Source organism: Roseibium sp., assembly GCF_051016195.1.
Lineage (GTDB): Bacteria > Pseudomonadota > Alphaproteobacteria > Rhizobiales > Stappiaceae > Roseibium.
This window is the reverse complement of the sequence record NZ_CP134616.1, coordinates 4,232,594-4,249,963: the sequence shown is the minus strand read 5'-3', so window position 1 is coordinate 4,249,963 and position 17,370 is coordinate 4,232,594. Positions and strand designations below refer to the sequence as shown.

7 protein-coding genes and 1 tRNA gene are annotated in these 17,370 nt (G+C 57.7%); 5 read left to right on the top strand and 3 right to left on the bottom strand.

The genetic code is table 11. The features are described from left to right. Positions 1-77: 77 nt before the first annotated feature. Complete coding sequence (locus RDA78_RS19360; RefSeq protein ID WP_434051451.1) at positions 78-776, top strand: transglutaminase-like cysteine peptidase; 699 nt, start codon at positions 78-80, stop codon at positions 774-776. A 95-nt stretch (positions 777-871) separates the two neighbouring features. After that, positions 872-1,603: a hypothetical protein gene (locus RDA78_RS19355; protein WP_434051450.1), complete on the top strand. Its 732-nt coding sequence runs from the start codon at positions 872-874 to the stop codon at positions 1,601-1,603. A 109-nt stretch (positions 1,604-1,712) separates the two neighbouring features. Here RDA78_RS19355 and RDA78_RS19350 read toward each other — a convergent pair whose 3' ends face one another. From RDA78_RS19350 to RDA78_RS19340, 3 genes are all read right to left on the bottom strand, one after another. Continuing rightward, complete coding sequence (locus tag RDA78_RS19350; RefSeq protein ID WP_434051449.1) at positions 1,713-11,126, bottom strand: DUF5801 repeats-in-toxin domain-containing protein; 9,414 nt, start codon at positions 11,124-11,126, stop codon at positions 1,713-1,715. An 814-nt stretch (positions 11,127-11,940) separates the two neighbouring features. Further along, the gene (locus RDA78_RS19345) at positions 11,941-12,735 is read right to left on the bottom strand and encodes an ABC transporter ATP-binding protein (RefSeq protein WP_434051448.1); all 795 of its coding nucleotides are present in this window, start codon (positions 12,733-12,735) and stop codon (positions 11,941-11,943) included. 120 nt (positions 12,736-12,855) lie between these two features. Further along, positions 12,856-12,941 (bottom strand) — tRNA-Leu (locus RDA78_RS19340). Between the two features lie 224 nt (positions 12,942-13,165). On the opposite strand from RDA78_RS19340, the gene map reads away from it, so the two are divergent. From map to RDA78_RS19325, 3 genes are all read left to right on the top strand, one after another. Next, on the top strand, positions 13,166-13,996 hold the full coding sequence (gene map / locus RDA78_RS19335) for a type I methionyl aminopeptidase (protein WP_434051447.1): 831 nt from the start codon (positions 13,166-13,168) through the stop codon (positions 13,994-13,996). 177 nt (positions 13,997-14,173) lie between these two features. Next, positions 14,174-14,896: a RadC family protein gene (radC, locus tag RDA78_RS19330; RefSeq protein ID WP_434051446.1), complete on the top strand. Its 723-nt coding sequence runs from the start codon at positions 14,174-14,176 to the stop codon at positions 14,894-14,896. A 173-nt stretch (positions 14,897-15,069) separates the two neighbouring features. Next, a complete protein-coding gene (locus RDA78_RS19325) occupies positions 15,070-17,361 on the top strand; it encodes a putative bifunctional diguanylate cyclase/phosphodiesterase (RefSeq protein ID WP_434051445.1) in 2,292 nt (763 codons plus the stop codon). Positions 17,362-17,370: the final 9 nt, after the last annotated feature.

Here is a 17,370-nt window from a genome sequence, read left to right as displayed (position 1 = left end):
TTGAGACGGCTCCCTCCGCGACGCTTCACATCCCGGCAAGGTTGGATACAACATCGATCCGGACTGCACCGTCAGAAATGCGTTTTGATCCAATTGGCAAACCACGGTCCAGGCCGGAACGGACACGCCCGCAGCTCGCATCAACCGCCCCGCCTGAAAAAGACATTGCCGCCACCACGACAAGAATGTTCGGCTCACGCGGCAAGCCGGTTTCGATTTCACCGGTTTCGCAACGTTGGCAACGTGCGCTTGCCGAAATGGATGGAACGACACACGCCTCAGCTCAATCAAGACACGAATTGCGCCCCTATTCGGCAATCCTTGAACAGGCGCAACCCTTGAGGCGCGGTCTGCAGATCCCGAAAGTCAACTACATGGTAAACCGCCTGCTGTCCTATCGGGAAGACAGTTTTCTCTATGAGAAGGGTGAGTATTGGGCGAGCCCTGTTGAGACAGTCACCCGGCGTGCAGGCGATTGTGAGGATTATGCCATCCTCAAATATGCGTTGCTCCGTGACCTTGGCGTCAAGGATGAGGACATGCGCATCGTCGTTTTGCGCGACACCGCAGCCCGGCAATATCATGCCGTCCTGTCCGTTCGGCACAATGGCAAGTGGCTCATTCTGGACAACCGGTTCTCGCGGGTCAGATTCGAGCGTGACCTTCCGAATTACCAGACACTCTATTCGCTCAATGCTGCCGGCGAATGGAGCCACACGCCAAATCCGGGCAAGCCGGTCAAACTTGCCGCTCGGCTTAAATCTGCAACGCGTTGAGCAAAAAGCCGTCACCTTTGGCGCACCTGCGTCGCCTCTCGATGAAATAAGCATCGTCACCTGCCTCTGCCAGACAGGCGTGCTATACGCTGCGTATGAAAAAGCAAAGTCAATCCAAGCTGATTCGCGGCTCCCGCGCGCGCACACCAGCATTGTATCTGGCTGTGGCCAGCTGTGTGTTGTCGGCTGGCGTCATGTCCGGCGGATTTTTGTTGGCGAATTGGCAAAGGTCCGCCCTTTTGGCTGAGGAAAAAGTCGCATCAGAGCAGCGCGCGAAACTGGTCAGCGCTCTTGAGGATGCGAACCTGCTTCGCCCACGTCTGAGGCTGGAAGAATTGGCTACGTTGCCGCTCGTCCCGGAATTTGTCGAACTCGCAGCCGATCAGCCGGAAAGCTTGGAAACGCGCGAGCTGGAAGCATATCTGCTGACCGTGCTTGAAGCGGCTAGCGTGGAAACGGGCCTTGCGCGCATCGCACTTCTGGATGCTCAGGGGGTGGAAATCCTGAGCACGGAAGGATCTGTTTCTGCACCAGAGGCCATTCGAGGAAAGATGGTTGAAGCCGTTGTGGAGGATTTTGAAAATCCCGGAACGTCCGCTGGCAAAATCAAGGGCTACATCTCACGACAAGCCGGAACCATGTTGCCGGCTCAAGATGGAAACGCGCCATCGACAACCGCTAGCGTGATGCCTTTTTCAGAAAGTAAGGCTCTGGCTGATATCCCGAACTCAACACGCGCACTCTCCCTCATGACCGGGCTATCCGTATTGGCAATCGGCCTGGCAGGTGCATTTCTCCTTCACCGCAGGAAACTCCACGAAGCGTGATTTCACCGCATCCTTGGTGCTCGAATCGCCAGGGCCGATGCGTTCGTCACGGTATCACAACGCAAAAAAGCGAGCCTGGGCTCGCTTTTTTGTCCATTGGTCAAATGCGCTAGGCGACATTTACCGGTATCTGCGCTTCGCTTCCTTCCGCGTCGAGCACGACACGGATTGTCTCCCCCATTGACCCGTGGTCTTGCAGGGTCGCTGCATCCTGCCAGTCGTGCGCCGTGCCTGCACCATCCACGTCGACTTCCAGCCTGACATCGCCGTCGACCTGCTTTTCCGCGCGCACAAACTCGCCGGCATTCGCAGGCGTCGCAAACGCGCCGTCGAGAAGCTCACCGAGATCGACTTTGTCGCCGTCCGTGAAGGTGTAGTCGGTAATAATGTCGGCCTCGGCAAGCGAGTTGAGCACAAAAGTGTCCGCACCGCCGCCACCGGTCAACGTATCTGCACCAAGGCCGCCAATCAGAACGTCATCTCCATCAGTGCCGACCAGGATGTTGTCACCGTCGTCGCCCCTGATCACCGATCCTGTGACCAGAGCACCCAACTCTGCAACATCGCTGGAAGTGGAAACGACATGACTTTCTGTCTGCGTTTCGGCATCAACAGTGGGATCCGTCAACTCCGTCGCTGTCGCTGAACCAGACGACGACGCCTCGTCAGACAGAACGTCTATCTCTACGGCTCGCGTCACAACCGAATCATCGGCAAAGACGAGGTCAAATTCTACGGAATCGCCGCCGTCATATCCTGCAACAGGCTCGAAGGTCACAGTGAAGTCTTCTGAGACTGATATTTCGCCGTGTTCAGGCGCACCAGTCACGGAAATCCGGGTCAATCCCGCCGCAACCTCTTGTGCCGACGCGGAATAAATCGCCAGCGCAACACCGGCCGCCATAGCCGTCGACTGTCTCGTCGTCTCGTCCGCGTTAGGCTCAGCGTCGCCAAGTGAACTGAACGCAGTACCGGCATAGCTGCCAGTGCTTCCATCGGAAGTCTGGTATGAGCCCTCGGCATAAACTGTGTTCCCGCTGACGGTCTTGTAAACCTGATCAGCGTTGAGATTGATCGACTCGATGCCGAGATCGCTCAGCGTCGACAACTCGCCGTCCTGCGAAACGCCGTCCGTGTTGACATCCTGCCAGACTCTGATGTCCGTGAAGGCCGCATCGTTTGCGTCGATCACGGCGTCGCCGTTGCTGTCGAGCGAGGCCAGGGCTTCAAGCGAATCTGCAAAGCCACCCTCGTTGAAAACTTCCGAGAAGACTTCACGTCCGCTTTCGATCTTGCCGGATCCGTCAAGATCCACCGCAAGTATCCCGTCATCGGCTCCGACCCAGCCCGACACTTCGGCTTGTCCGTCGCCATTCAGGTCGAACGCTACGCCGTTTTCAGCGGACACGAGTTCAACACCGTCTCCATCGAGATCGAGTACGATCGGATCGGACGAGAAGCTGAAGTCGGACGCATCTAGAACCGCGGACGAAATACCTGTCAGCACTGCCACATACTGGTTATTGACAGTGTCGAAGATCGTCGTGTTACCGGCCCCATCATCACCGATGACGAGGTCGGCAAAGGTCAAACCTCCGGTAATGGTGATCGTGTCGGATCCGTCTTTGTAGAACTGAATGCGGTCCGCTCCGGCTGCCGTCGCGCTGCCTTCTCCTGCAGCGAACACAAGTTCATCGGATCCAGCCCCACTTACGAGGAGATCCTGACCTGCCCCGCCAATCAGCTTGTTATTGCCGAGGATGCCGTAGAGTTCGTCGTTCCCCTCACCTCCGATAAGCGTATCCGAGCCGCCCAGTCCGAATATGTCATCGTCACCGTCACCGCCCGAAAGCGTGTTGGACTCGTTGTTACCAAAGAGAAAGTCGTCGAATTGGCTACCGTTGACGTTTTCGACGCTGACCAGATCATCATGCGCGATCGTGTTGTTGGCGATGCCCTGAAGCAGATTCGCAAGACCCGAATTGAGGTTGGATGCATCTGTCACCCAACTCAGATCCTGCCGAACGACCACACCCTCCTCATTGTCGGAATAGTCTGCCGTATCTGAGCCCACGCCGCCGTCCAGGAGGTTGAAACCTCCTCGGCCGACAAGGACGTCGTCGCCATCGTTGCCTGACAAGGTATTGTCGTTGTCGTTGCCGACAAGAACGTCATTACCCGTTCCACCTGCTGCATCATCAAGGCCAGAAACACTGTCCACACCGATAACGGCAGGGTCGACGTCGTCGCGATCCGTTGCTGTTTCTGCGGCGACTGTCTGGCCAAGATAGGTGCGTGCTGCGTCGTCAAGATTGACGAAAACGCCGCCACTCAGGTTTGAGTAATCGATTGATGTGACGGTTCCGGCCGCATCGACACGCACCGTAAACGTGGCGGTTTCGCTGACATCCCCATCCGCGTCCGTCGCAGCGTACGCAAAGCTCAGATCAAGATAGTGATCCGTTCCAACCGGCGCGGTTTGATCGAGCGGTTGTACAAGCAAAAAGTCGTAGCTGCCCGTTCCAGCGTCAGAAAGAGCCGCGATCAATACGACGTTGCTGTCCGTTGTGCCTCCGGGAACCGCGCCTGTATATCCGACGAGAACGCCATTGATGAACGTGAAATTGACCGGTTCGCCACCTGAATACAACTCATCGAGCGTTCCGTTTGCGTCAGAGAAGGATATCGTGTCGGCTGCAACCGGCTCCGCGAATGCGACTGAACGGTCTCCAGGGATCCCGCCGTCGTCATTGGCATCGTCCGCACCCCAGTCGATCGCAAGATCGATGCCTGCCAGAGCCGTCACACCGTCTTCTTCCACCAGAGTGTCGGCCACCGTGCCGATCTCCGGTCCGCTGTCTCTTATCCTGAAGACTGCAGTTGCCGTATCTGGATCCCCGTCACCGTCGGTGACAGTGAAGCGGATGCGGAACGTCAGCTGATCCGCCCGGTTGACCTCGTTCTGATCGGGATGGTCGAGGCCGATAAACTGTTCGTAGGTATAACTGCCGTCCGGGTTGACAATAATCTCGAATGCCTTGACCGCCGTTCCTTCAAGTACGCCCACGGCGGTGATGACACCGTTGGCATCGGTCGATGTCGACCAGGTCAACGGAACACCCTGGGCCGACAGGTCACCGCGCCGCGCTGCGCCTGAAGCGTCGGGGTCAATTGAACGGATGTAGTCTCCGTTCGAGACGAAGGAGATGCCGGTCACGGTCGCGCCGTCTGCTCCACCGTCGAACTGAAGCTGTCCAGCTACGGGACCTGACACGAAGTCAGCCTCGTTTCCGGTAACGCCCGAACCACCCCGGAATGCGGAAGGTCCGTCATCATCGAACGTCACGTCACTACCGATTGGAACTTCACGCGTCACGATGTCCCCGTCACCGTCGGTAACGGTCAGAACAGCCGACAGTTTGCCTTCCAGGGTTATGTGCTCGTCCGATGTGGTGGTGTCCGGATGCCAGAGCGAAAGATACTGGACGATGCTCACATTGCCTTCGTCGTCGATGTCAATGGCGAAGGCAGCATCGCCATTGCCGTCGATGCGCCCCACGACAAGGCCGCCTTCCAACGACAGGGTGATCGCCTTTCCGTCGGTTGTTGTCAGTCCCGATGCCGGATCGTCGATGCGCAGGGAAAGGCTCGCATCGGCCACGCCGTCGGCTCGTTCTGTGACATCGAAACCGACCACTCCGTAGCTGGCATAGATCGGACCTGGCAAGTCACTGTCGACACCAGGCGACGCGACACCTGTAAACAGGGCCACGACGTCCGGTTCGTACGTACCTGTAACGGGATCGAAGACATTGTCGCTGTGCAGGCCATAGGTCTCGTCGATCCTGACATAGTCCACAACACGGATTTCCGCATCGGGCACATCGTCCCCGACCGTCACCTGGAAGTCGCCCTCCACCGTGTCGCCGTCGCTGTCGCTGGTCACATACGCAAAGTCCAGGCTCCACGCCTCTGTCTGACCGTTTACGTGATCGATCGCACCCAGAAGTTCGAACGTGTAGGCTCCGGTCCCGTCATCGGAAAGGGAGACTTCGAACACCTTGTCGCTCTCGAGGCGACCTGCGCCCTGATAAGCGGTAAGGACGGTATCGTTCGCGGACAGGACATATTCCAGGGCAACGCCGCCTGAGGTCGTTGCCTGTGTCGGCTGGTCCGCGATCGGCGCAAACACCACGGAACGGTTGCCTGAACCGCCGGGCGTGTCCTGGGTTGCTCCGTCGGATGCCCCATCCGTGTCGTCAGCCCCCCAGCTAATGCCGAGTGCGCCGGACTTGACGAGCGCGTTTCCGTCAGGATCCGAACCGTCGCCAAGATTTTCTTCAGAAAGAGTGACGTCTTCAGCGGTGCCGGCAACGGGATTGTCGTCTTCGATCGTAACAACGAAGTTCCCCGGGACCGTATCCCCGTCGCTGTCGCTCGCGATATAGGCCAGATCAAGTTCCCAGGACTGCTCCTGGGGATCCACATGATCGATATGGCCGAGAAGCTCGAACGTGTAGGCTCCTGTACCGTCGTCGGACAGGGAGACCTCGAACACCTTGTCGCTCTCGAGGCGGCCTGCTCCCTTGTAGGCGGTCAGGACCGTGTTGTCTGCGGACAGAACATATTCCAGGGCAACGCCATCGGAGGTCGTTGCCTGTGTCGGCTGGTCGGCGATCGGCGCGAACACCACGGACCGATTGTTGGCACCGCCGGGAGCATCCTGTATGGCGCCGTCAGCAGCGGCGTCGGTATCATCGGCACCCCATGTGATGCCGAGCGCACCTGACTGCACCAGAGACCCTGCATCCGGATCCGTACCACCAGCAAGGTTCTCCTCCGAAAGGGTAGCCTCTTCCGCGGTTCCGGCAACGGGTTCCCCATCCTCGATCGTTACCTTGAAACCGCCTTCAGTGCTGTCGGTGTCGCTGTCGGTGGCAACATAGGAAAAATCCAGATCCCACGTCTCCGTTTGGCCACCCAAATGGTCGATGCCGCCGAGCATTTCAAAGGTGTAGGCTCCTGTTCCGTCGTCGGACAGGGACACCTCGAACACCTTGTCGCTTTCAAGACGGCCTGTTCCCTTGTAGGCGGTCAGGACCGTATCGTCCGCGGACAGCACATATTGCAGGGCAACACCGCCGGAGGTGGTTGCCTGCGTCGGCTGGTCGGCAAGCGGCGCAAACACCACGGAACGGTCGCCGAAACCGGCCGGCGTGTCCTGGGTTGCACCATCTGCTGCCGCATCCCCACTGTCAGCGCCCCACGAAATACCGAGATTGCCGGCCACCGGACTTGCTGCACCTTCGCTGACAATCAGGTCTTCCGCCGCATCACCGATGACCGGCAGATCATCATCCACGGCGACGGAGAACGTGGACACGCCGGTGTCACCGTCACTGTCGGTCGCAACAAAAAGGAAGTTCAGAATGATGTCGTTTTCACTTTCACCGGGCGCGTGGTCCAGGGCATCCTGAAGGTCGAACTTGAAGGACCCCGTTTCCAGATCGGACAGCTCGACGGTAAAAATGATCCTGTTGCCGGCGCTCGCAGTGAGAATGTTGGCAGAGGCGTTCAGGGAGTAGCTGAGCGCCTCTCCATTGGACGTCAGTCCCATATCGATCAACTGATCTATCGTGCCGCCGGCGCTCTCAACGAACGTCACCGCCCGGTCGCCTGTTCCTGCACTTCTGCCGCCGTTTTCGATCTGGTTTTCGTTATCCGCACCCCACAAGACACCGAGTTTGCCGAATACCGTCGTCGGGTCGGTGTCATCATCGAGGGACGTATTCGTTACGGCATCATTGTCGCCGGCGGCCTTGTCTCCGTTGCCGTCGACATTGTCGCCCAGCGCAATTGACAGGTCATCCTCGTCGACAACGGCGGCAACACCGCTCTGGATTTCCAGCGTCCACGAGACCAACTGGCCCGAATCTCCTTCAAGGCGGTCCGAAACCTCCAGAATCCAGAGTCCCGCCTGATCGCGTCCTTCGAGGAAATCAAGGTTGAAATTGTCATCCGCAGGGCGCCACGTACCGACGATGTTGGAACCAGCGTCATCTATGCTCGTCGATGCGTCGTCATCGAAAGAAACAGTACCGTCGACCGAACCCGTGCGATTGCCATCAACCTGCATAAGCTGGATTTGCGTTCCATCCGGCGCGATCAGGTAAATCTCCAAGTCGCCGATGAAACCGTGCTGCATCTCGATGGAGACGTTGATATCCTGAATTGCGCCACCTTCCGGCACCTCGATGGAGGAAAAGATCGTGCCGCTGGTGCCTTCTTCCGGAATGCGCAAATCGGCGGTTTCGGTGAAGATGGACGGCTCCAGACCGTCGATCGTGACCACGTCGTCGGTCCGGAAAAGCGGACCGTCATCCAGCACGATAACCTCGAAGCTTCCCGCGGCGCGGTCACCATCTGCGTCGCGCGCGATGAATGCGAAGTTGAGCGAGAGCGCATCTTCATCGAAGGGCGTCGTATCAACGATGGGATGATCAAGAACGTCGTCAATGACAAGGGTGTAGGAACCGCTATCGTCGTCGGAGAGCGCGGCACGGAACACGCTGCGTTCATCCGCTTCGCCATAGTTGGCGAAAGCGGTCAGGTGCGTACCGTTTTCCGACAGAACGAAACTCAGCGCATCGCCGCGCGACGTGAACGCGGAAAGATCAATATTTGCGCCGGTCTCATCGTTGACCGACAGAATTGCACTTGCGTCGGCAACAAGACCATCTGCGGCCTCGGAAAAAACGACAGAACGCTGGTTCGCGCCTCCCGTGTCATCCTGTGCGGGCAGTTCACCTGTGGTTACGTCCGGGAGATCGTTGTCGTCGCTGCCCCAAACGATGTTCAGTGAACCGGTAAACCTTTCATTTCGCGGTGTACCATCCAGGTTGGCCGAGCCATCAAGGAAAAACGGATAAGGGTCGTCGAGTCCGCCTGGAAGGTCTTCCTCTTCGACCACGCCCAGTTCAGGCTCACCGATAACCGGTTCGTCATCGACGATCGTCACACGAAACTCGCCCGCATCCGTATCGCCGTCGCTGTCGGTTGCGACAAACGCGAAATCCAGGTTCCACGACACCATCTGCCCGCTTGAACCGGGAGGGTTATGGTCGACGTTGCCAAGGAGTTCGAACGTGTAGGAACCTGTCTCGTCGTCGGACAACGAGACAACAAAGACCTTGTCGGCTTCTGCGCGCCCTGTTCCCTTGTATGCGGTGAGGATCGTATTGTCGGCAGTCAACTCATATTCGAGTGCGACACCGTCAGAGGTCGTCGCCTGGGTCGGCTGCGCATCTATTTCAGCAAAGACGACCGACCGGTCACCCGCTGCCGGCGTGTCCTGGCTGCCCTCGACATCGGCGGTGTCAGTATCGTCCGCACCCCAGGCGATATTGAGGTTCCCGGTTTTTTCCAGCGCTTCCGGATCCGGGTCACTGCCATTGGCAAGATCGTTCTCCTGGATCGTGCGCTGCTCGGCATCACCCGTGAGCGGAGCATCGTCCACCACCGAAACGCGGAACTCACCCGCTGTTTCATCCTGGTCGCCATCAACGGCGAAGAACTTGAAATCGAGATCCCACGCTTCCGACTGTGCACCCGATCCGGGGACATCGTGATCAATGCTCCCAAGGAGCGTGAACGTGTACGAGCCGGAACCGTCGTCGAAGAGCGTAACTTCGAAAACCTTATCGCCGAGGCCATCATAGGCCGTCAGGACCTTGTCCCCTTCCGTCAGCTCATACCGGAGCGTAGCACCGCCGGACGTTGTTGCCTGCGTTGGCTGGTCCGCGATCGCGGCGAAGACAACTGAGCGATTTCCCGCGCCTCCCGGAGCATCCTGGGTTTCTGCGTCGGTCGCGCTGTCGGCATCGTCAGCCCCCCAGACAATGTTCAGATCGCCTGATCTCGTGGCTTCAGCTTCGTCCGGATCCGTGCCCGTGGCCAGATTGCTTTCCTGGACGGACTGCCCTTCGACATCTGCCGTGACCGCCGCGTCGTCCAAAATCGAGACACCGAACCTGCCTTCAGACGCATCGCCGTCACCGTCATTTGCAAAAAATGCGAAGTCCAGATCGAACACATCGTCCGTATTGGAAAGCGGCGAACCATGGTCGATATTGCCGAGCAGTTCGAATTCGTAACTCCCGGTGTCATCGTCTGACAGCGAGACAACAAAAACCTTGTCAGCATCAAGGCGGCCTTCGCCCTTGTAGGCAGTCAGGATCGTATCGTTTTCTGACAGCTCGAACTCGAGCGCGACACCGTCTGAGCTTGCAGCCAGGGTGGCGGCGGGTTGATTGCCGACCGGCGCAAATACAACTGACCGGTTCGCTGTTCCGCCCGGTACATCCTGAACCGCGCCGTCGGCGGCCGCATCTGAATTGTCGGCTCCCCACTCGATGTTGAGCGCACCTGACGCGAAAAGCGAGCCAGGATCCGGGTCAGTCCCGTTCGAAAGACTGTTTTCGGCAACTTCCCGGGTTTCGCTCTCTCCGGGAACGGGTGTGTCATCGATGACGTTGACGGTAAACGTATCGCTGGCGGAATCGCCGTCTGTGTCAAACGCGCTGAACCCGAAAACCAGCGGAATGCTCGCGCCCTCACCCGGTGCGACATGATCCAGATTGCCGAATATTTCAAACGTATACTGACCGCTTGCGGTTTCGCCTGTTCCCGTCACTTCAAGCGAGACCGTGAAGACGATCTCTCCGGTCCCCTCTTTGCGCACCGTCAGCGTCTCACCGCCGACGGAATTCGCAGCAATGCCTGAAACAAGCGGCACGCCGTCGGATGTCAGCCCGCTCGGAACGCCGTCGAATTCGAGCCGCGGATTGTCGCCGGGATTTGCGCCGAACTGGACATCAAGACTTGCCGTGACCCTGACGGGGTTGGCGGGATTTGTGCCTTCTTCGAGGTTTTCTTCATCAAGGGTGCTGTCAACCGGAGTTCCGATCAACGGGGCGGTCTGCACGTCTCCATCGGCGAAATCGTCCGTCAAGAATTCGCGCGGCTGCGGATCATCGCCCTGAAGGAGGTTGGCAAACCCGAGCCCGTCCCCGAGATCGCCGATCGGCGTTGCTTCGAACGTCTGCCCGGAGCCCTGGGGACTGCCGAGCGCAGTCGCGAGGTTACTGGTCTCACCGGCTGTGGTCTGTATCTCGTCCGCAACCTGCAGATTGGCAATCGAAACGAAGCCGTCGGTCGAGAGAAACTGGCCCTCTCCCACGATCAGTGCATCGGCGTTGGCGTCGCCTGCAAAAAAGTCCTGAATGATAACCATGCCGCCATCGGCAAAGACCATCTGCAGATCACCGTCGATACGGATGAACGAGATGTTGTCGTTGAGGATCTGCCGGAAATCCACAAGCTGTCCGGATCCCCTGAGCATGACGATGCTTTGCTGCGCCGAAGGGCGCTCGATCGTCAGCGTTCCGGTCGCTTCCAAAGCTGAAGGGTCATCCTGCGCTCCGGTTGATGGGCCCGCCTGCGCAATCCGGACAAATTCGTTCATCGCCAACACTCTGCACTTGTGATTAGTTTTTCTAAAATCAGCGATCTGACTTTTACAGATTTTTAATGAAAGTTTAAAGCAAGGAATCGTTAAACTTTAGAAAAGGTAAACGTGTCAGCTCGAAATTGAACAAAATCGCGGACATCGCTGCGATCACACAAGTGAAATTGAAATATAATTTAAATAAAATTTTAACAAAAAGCGCAAATAGGAAGTCTTATTTGTTAATATTTATCGATTTAGCCCGATATAATCTGAGTTCAACATCTAAAAACATGCGGACGGGAGTATTATTTCGAACACGGCGAAAAGTTTACACAAGAGCGGAAAAAAATACAGACCGACTTGGTTCTTCGATGGCTTTTTTCAGTATTTGGATCCGGTGAGATCCTTTCGGCAAACATGCCCGTTGACAGAAATTCATGAACAAAGCGGCCAGGGAAGAATTCGACCCATCAAGCAATCTAAAACTGCACCTGGGACCAAGAATTTATGCGTCTGGCTTCACTCCAAAACTGCTTCCTGAAATCACAGGTAGACTGGTTATTTCAAACAAGAAAACTCATGCTTGACTGATACAATTCCGACGCGCCAGAAAGCGCCCAATACAGAAATCAATATTTGGTGCGAGAAAAAGCAGAGGAGTTTACACTTGGCGTCCTGGAAAAATCGGGGCTTTGAAAGCGGCTTTCTGGCATTTCTGTGGAAATTGGATGAGCCCTGCGCCTGCTGGACGTGGGCAGTATGTGGCAGGAAAGAGGCAAATCCGAAGCCGGTGGATACAGCCGTTCCGGAGATCGCTCCCGTTCCTGTTTCAGGCACTTGCTGCTTCACCAACCATTGCCAGATGCAGTGCATCAGACACCTGCCTGCAAAGCGCAGCATAGTCTGCCGATGTTCTGAACCGCTCGTCGCGCACATGTGCCGGGTCGATCAGGATCTCGTCCGATATGCGTCCGGGCGACGCGCTCATGACCGCAATCCGCTCTGACAGAAAAACCGACTCAAACACCGAGTGGGTCACGAAAACGACGGTTAAATCAGTCGCTTGCCACACACGCAGCAGGTCCGCGTTCAACTTGAAACGCGTAATCTCGTCAAGCGCGGCGAAAGGCTCGTCCATCAGCAGCACCTTGGGTTCGGTAACAAGGGCCCGGGCGATGGAGACACGCATCTTCATGCCACCGGAAAGCTCGTGCGGATAACTGTCTGCAAACCGGTCGAGACCGACCAGTTCCAGCACCTCGGCGATGCGCTTATTCTCGACCTCTCCGGATACCTTCTTGACGCGCAGCGGAAACCGGATGTTGTCACGGACGCTCGCCCAGGGCATAAGCGTCGGTTCCTGGAACACAAAGCCAAGGTCATGCTCGCCCGCGCTGCCACCTTCACCCTCCCATGCAACCGATCCGTGGCTCGGTTTTTCCAGACCCGCGAGGATCCGCAACAAGGTGGATTTGCCGCAGCCCGACGGACCGAGAAGTGACAGAAACTCCCCTCGACTGATACTGAAATCAACCGCATCGAGTGCACGCGTTCCGTTTTCGAATGTCTTGGCGATCCCGTTCAGGAAAACGGCCGCAGCACCGTCTTTGCAGGCAAGTGTCATCTTGTGCATTTCACCTTGGCTGGTGTTCGGACAGTCTTCCATCGCAGCAGCCATTTGGCCGGAACACGAAGTAACGGGTCCCTTCGGTTGAAGACAATCATTCCGCGCTCTGAAGCCTTATGGTGCGGGCGACGGGACTCGAACCCGTACAGCCTAGGGCCGAGGGATTTTAAGTCCCTTGTGTCTACCAGTTCCACCACGCCCGCCGGTTCCACTCACCTATCCGGCCTGATGGCATTTCGCAAGGTGGCGTCTTCTCTTTTCAGGAAAAGGCCGGGGAGTTTGCGGACCGGGCCGATTTAAGATCGACAATGACTGGAAATTCGAGCCATAGGGCGGTATGTGACTTCTCAGATATCGAGGCACATGGTGACCGCTTCGCGCGGAACGTCCCGGACCCGGTCCCCCAACCCTAGAGACATGTTGCGCAATGGTCAGCTATATCGACGCCGCGGAAGCCCCGCTCAAGAATACAGGTCAGGTCCGTCTTTACGGTCCGGATGACTTTGCAGGCATGATGCGCGCCGGGCAATTGACCGCCGCCTGTCTCGATGAACTCGCCGCGCTTGTCAAACCGGGCACCTCCACGCAGGAAATCGACGATTTCGTCTACCAGTACGGCATGGACCACAACGCCTTGCCGGCAACGCTGAATTATCGCGGCTACACCAAATCCTGCTGCACCTCGATCAACCACGTGGTCTGTCACGGCATTCCGAACAACAAGGCCCTGCGCGAAGGCGACATCGTCAATATCGACGTTACCTTCATTCTCGACGGCTGGCATGGCGATTCAAGCCGCATGTATCCGGTCGGTCCGATCAAGCGGGCATCGGAGCGCCTGATCGACGTGACCTACGAATCCCTGATGCGCGGCATCGAGGCGGCAAAGCCCGGCAACACGACCGGCGATATCGGCGCCGCGATCCAGACTTACGTGGAAGCCCAGCGCTGCTCGGTCGTGCGCGATTTCTGCGGACACGGACTGGGACTGCTGTTCCACGACACGCCCAACATCCTTCACTACGGACGTCCCGGCGAGGGAGTGGAACTCAAGCCCGGCATGATCTTCACCATCGAGCCGATGGTCAATCTGGGCCGCCCCCACGTCAAGGTTCTGGGCGATGGCTGGACCGCAGTGACACGGGACCGGTCGCTGTCGGCGCAGTTCGAGCACTCGGTCGGCATTACAGCCGACGGCTGCCAGATCTTCACCACCTCACCGAACGGCATTCACAAGCCCGGACTTCCGGACGACTGAGCAGCTAAACTTCGACCGGGAACGCAATGCCCGGTCACCACGGGGACGGCTGTTCCCGTTGTGGCGACGCACCATGCAGTTGGTGTCCCGCCAGGTGTCCGTTCCTCTGGCGTCTCAAGACAATTTGAAATACGCTTCATCTGATCCTGCAATCATGAAGCGTGTTTCAAGCACGCCATGCGCGACCGGAGGAGCAACGTGGCGGCAGAACCTGGACCGGGCGGCGAAACACTGACAACAAAGGGACACCGTCAGAGACTTCGCGAAAGATTCCGCAGGTCGGGTGAGGACAGTCTCGCCGATTACGAGCTTTTGGAATTTCTTCTGTTCTCGGCCCTGCCCCGCAGGGACACCAAACCCATTGCCAAAGCCTTGCTGCAGCGTTTCGGTTCTTTCTCCGCCGCACTCGCGGCACCGCGCGAGCGCTTGTGCGAGATACCCGGCCTGTCTGATGTCAGCATCGACGCGCTGAAAGCCGTGCACGCTGCAATCGCCCGCTATCACAGATCCGAGTTGAAACAACGCCAACTGCTCGATTCCTGGCCGAGAGTGATCGACTATCTTCGCGCCTCGATGGAGTTGAACACAATTGAAGAGTTCCGCATCCTGTTTCTGGACCGCAAGAACGGATTGATCGCAGACGAAGTACAGCAGACCGGAACGGTGGATCATACACCGGTATATCCGCGCGAAATCATCCGCCGGGCCCTTGAGCACGCGGCAACCGCGCTCATCCTGGTTCACAACCATCCATCGGGCGACCCGACCCCGTCGCGCGCGGACATCAAGATGACCAAGACCATCATCGAGATCGCGACGCCGCTCGGCATCGAAATCCATGATCACATAATCATCGGCCTGAGAAAAAACGTCAGTTTGCGTGAGCTTCAACTCATCTGAAACCCCTTCCGGCAATTCAGGTTTCCCCGAATCCCGCCCATTGCCACACGTTTGTGCAGCAGAAAGCCAATTCGGTGAACTTTCGTAGAATTTTACCGTTATTTTACTAGTATCTTGGGAACTTTCTTTAACCCGCTTCGTCAATACTCGGCCCACATCAACCGGGCCTATGCATGAACAGATCAATCAAAAACTCAGGTGGTCAAATCGCAAGTGCGATCGTCTTTCCGATGCTGATCGTCGTGATGACCTCGGTTGCCGGCATTTTCGGACTGATGAACTGGTCCGCGCGATTGTCCGATGAATCTGCCGAAGAATCCCAGCACAAGCTGGTCGGAGGCGCCCTCCAGCTCACGCAGAACTATATCGCCAAGCAGCAGACCGGTGTCGTGATCTGGGATGAGGCGTTCCGCGCGGTGAAGGACCCGGCAGCGAATGACCGCTGGATACGCGACAACATGATGAATTGGCTTGCGAGCAACCACGGCTTTTCGAAGTCGGTTCTTTTTGATGCCGACTTCGGTGTCGCGTCCGTCTTCTCGCAGGATGACGACAGCGACTGGATGACAAAAGGGCTGATTGAAGAAATGGCGCCCGCGATCGCAAAGGCGCGCGCACGGTACATCACCTCTTTCCAGCCGACCCCTTCGGGCCTCTTTCGCTTCGTGCCCCAAGGCGAGACCAATCATCATTCGATCGCCGAAACCGGCATCGTTTCCCTCCTGGGTGAACCTCATCTTTTCACGGCTGCCGCGGTTGTGCCGCAGATCCAGACGGTTTTCAGTGACCGCGAGGCACCCGCTGTCCTCGTTAGCCTCATCCCCTTTCGTGGCCAGAAACTGAACAACATTTCGGACATGTCGCGTCTGCAGGGCTTCGTGCTTGCGCAGGATCAGAATGACCGCCACGGCGTCGGCACCTACGCCCTTCAATCACCAAGAGGCAAGGATATCGGCGTGATCGCGTGGCAAGCCAGCCGTCCGGGGACCCAGATGCTTCAGCGCATCAACCCGTTTCTCGCGGTTGCGGCCTTTCTGATCGCCGCCGTCGTCATTGCGGTGACGTTGTTCACGCGCGAGATGACGAAGCGCCTTGCCCGAAGCGAGGCGAAGGCCGTTCACGCCGCCCGCCACGATGCCCTGTCCGGCCTGCCCAACAGGTCCAGTTTCCAGGCGCTTCTGACCAAGATCCTCGACGAAGGCGAACAGAACGGAACCAACACCGCCGTTGTCTATATCGATCTCGATCACTTCAAGGACATCAACGACACGCTCGGGCACTCCGCCGGCGACGAGGTCATTGTCGGCGTTGCCAGCCGCCTGAAACAGGTGCTCCCCAGCAACGGTATCGTTGCGCGCATCAGCGGCGACGAGTTCGCGATGGTCCTCAGCGACTGCGAAAACGACGAATGGCTGGAATACATTCTGGACCAGGTGCAGGACGAGATCGCCCGACCGGTTAAAATCGGCCGCCGCGAGATCTTCGCGAGCCTCTCGATGGGCGCGGCGATCGCTCCGCGTGACGGCAAGAACCCGGACGAATTGCTCCGCAAGGCCGACATCGCGCTTTACGACGCCAAGGCGAACGGCCGCAATCGCCGTTCGTTCTTCGAACCGACCATGGAACAGCATGTCCAGTCAAAGGACGAAATGTCCCGCGAACTCAGGCTCGCTCTGAAGAACGACCAGCTGGATCTTGCATACCAGCCGCAGTCCGACACGGACGCGAAGAAGATCGTTTCCGTGGAAGCCCTCGCCCGGTGGACCAAGGAAGACGGAACCGTCGTACCGCCTTCGCAGTTCATTCCCGTGGCCGAAGAGACGGGCCTAATAGACGACCTCGGCATCTGGGTGCTCAACAAGGCCTGCGCGCGTGCACACGATTGGCCGGGCGTCGTTGTATCGGTCAATGTTTCGCCCAACCAATTCAGGCATCCGCGGTTTGTCGAAAAGGTGATGGCCATTCTCGCCGCCAACGACCTGCCCCCACAGCGGCTTGAAATCGAAGTCACCGAAAGCGTGTTCGCGGGCCGGGACGACTCGGTCCTGAAGGCACTCAGGCGTCTCAAAAGCCTTGGCATCAAAGTCGCTCTGGACGACTTCGGATCGGGTTATTCGAGCCTCAGCTATCTGCGCCGGTTCCCGTTTGACACGCTGAAGATCGACCGGGATTTCGTGTCCGACATGAACGGCAATCCGGAAGCGGAAGCGATCATCGTTTCGATCATCCAGCTCGGCAAGGCCCTCGGAATGACCATTGTTGCCGAGGGCATCGAGACGATCGACCAGATCCGGTTCCTGCAGGTTCACGACTGCCACCGCATGCAGGGCTACTTCATCTCACGCCCGCTGACGAGCGTCGCCTTGAGCCAGTTCCTGCACGATTTTCACAATGAAAACAACGAGCAGTTTGCCGAAAACCTTCAGCATCAGGCGAAACGCGCAGAAGCCTCATCGGCTGGCTGAACGGTGCAT

Coding starts and splice junctions, on each gene's coding strand:
- RDA78_RS19325 (WP_434051445.1), top strand. CDS start 15,070: ATGAACAGATCAATCAAAAACTCAGGTGGTCAAATCGCAAGTGCGATC.
- map (WP_434051447.1), top strand. CDS start 13,166: ATGGTCAGCTATATCGACGCCGCGGAAGCCCCGCTCAAGAATACAGGT.
- RDA78_RS19345 (WP_434051448.1), bottom strand. CDS start 12,735: ATGACACTTGCCTGCAAAGACGGTGCTGCGGCCGTTTTCCTGAACGGG.
- RDA78_RS19355 (WP_434051450.1), top strand. CDS start 872: ATGAAAAAGCAAAGTCAATCCAAGCTGATTCGCGGCTCCCGCGCGCGC.
- radC (WP_434051446.1), top strand. CDS start 14,174: ATGCGCGACCGGAGGAGCAACGTGGCGGCAGAACCTGGACCGGGCGGC.
- RDA78_RS19350 (WP_434051449.1), bottom strand. CDS start 11,126: ATGAACGAATTTGTCCGGATTGCGCAGGCGGGCCCATCAACCGGAGCG.
- RDA78_RS19360 (WP_434051451.1), top strand. CDS start 78: ATGCGTTTTGATCCAATTGGCAAACCACGGTCCAGGCCGGAACGGACA.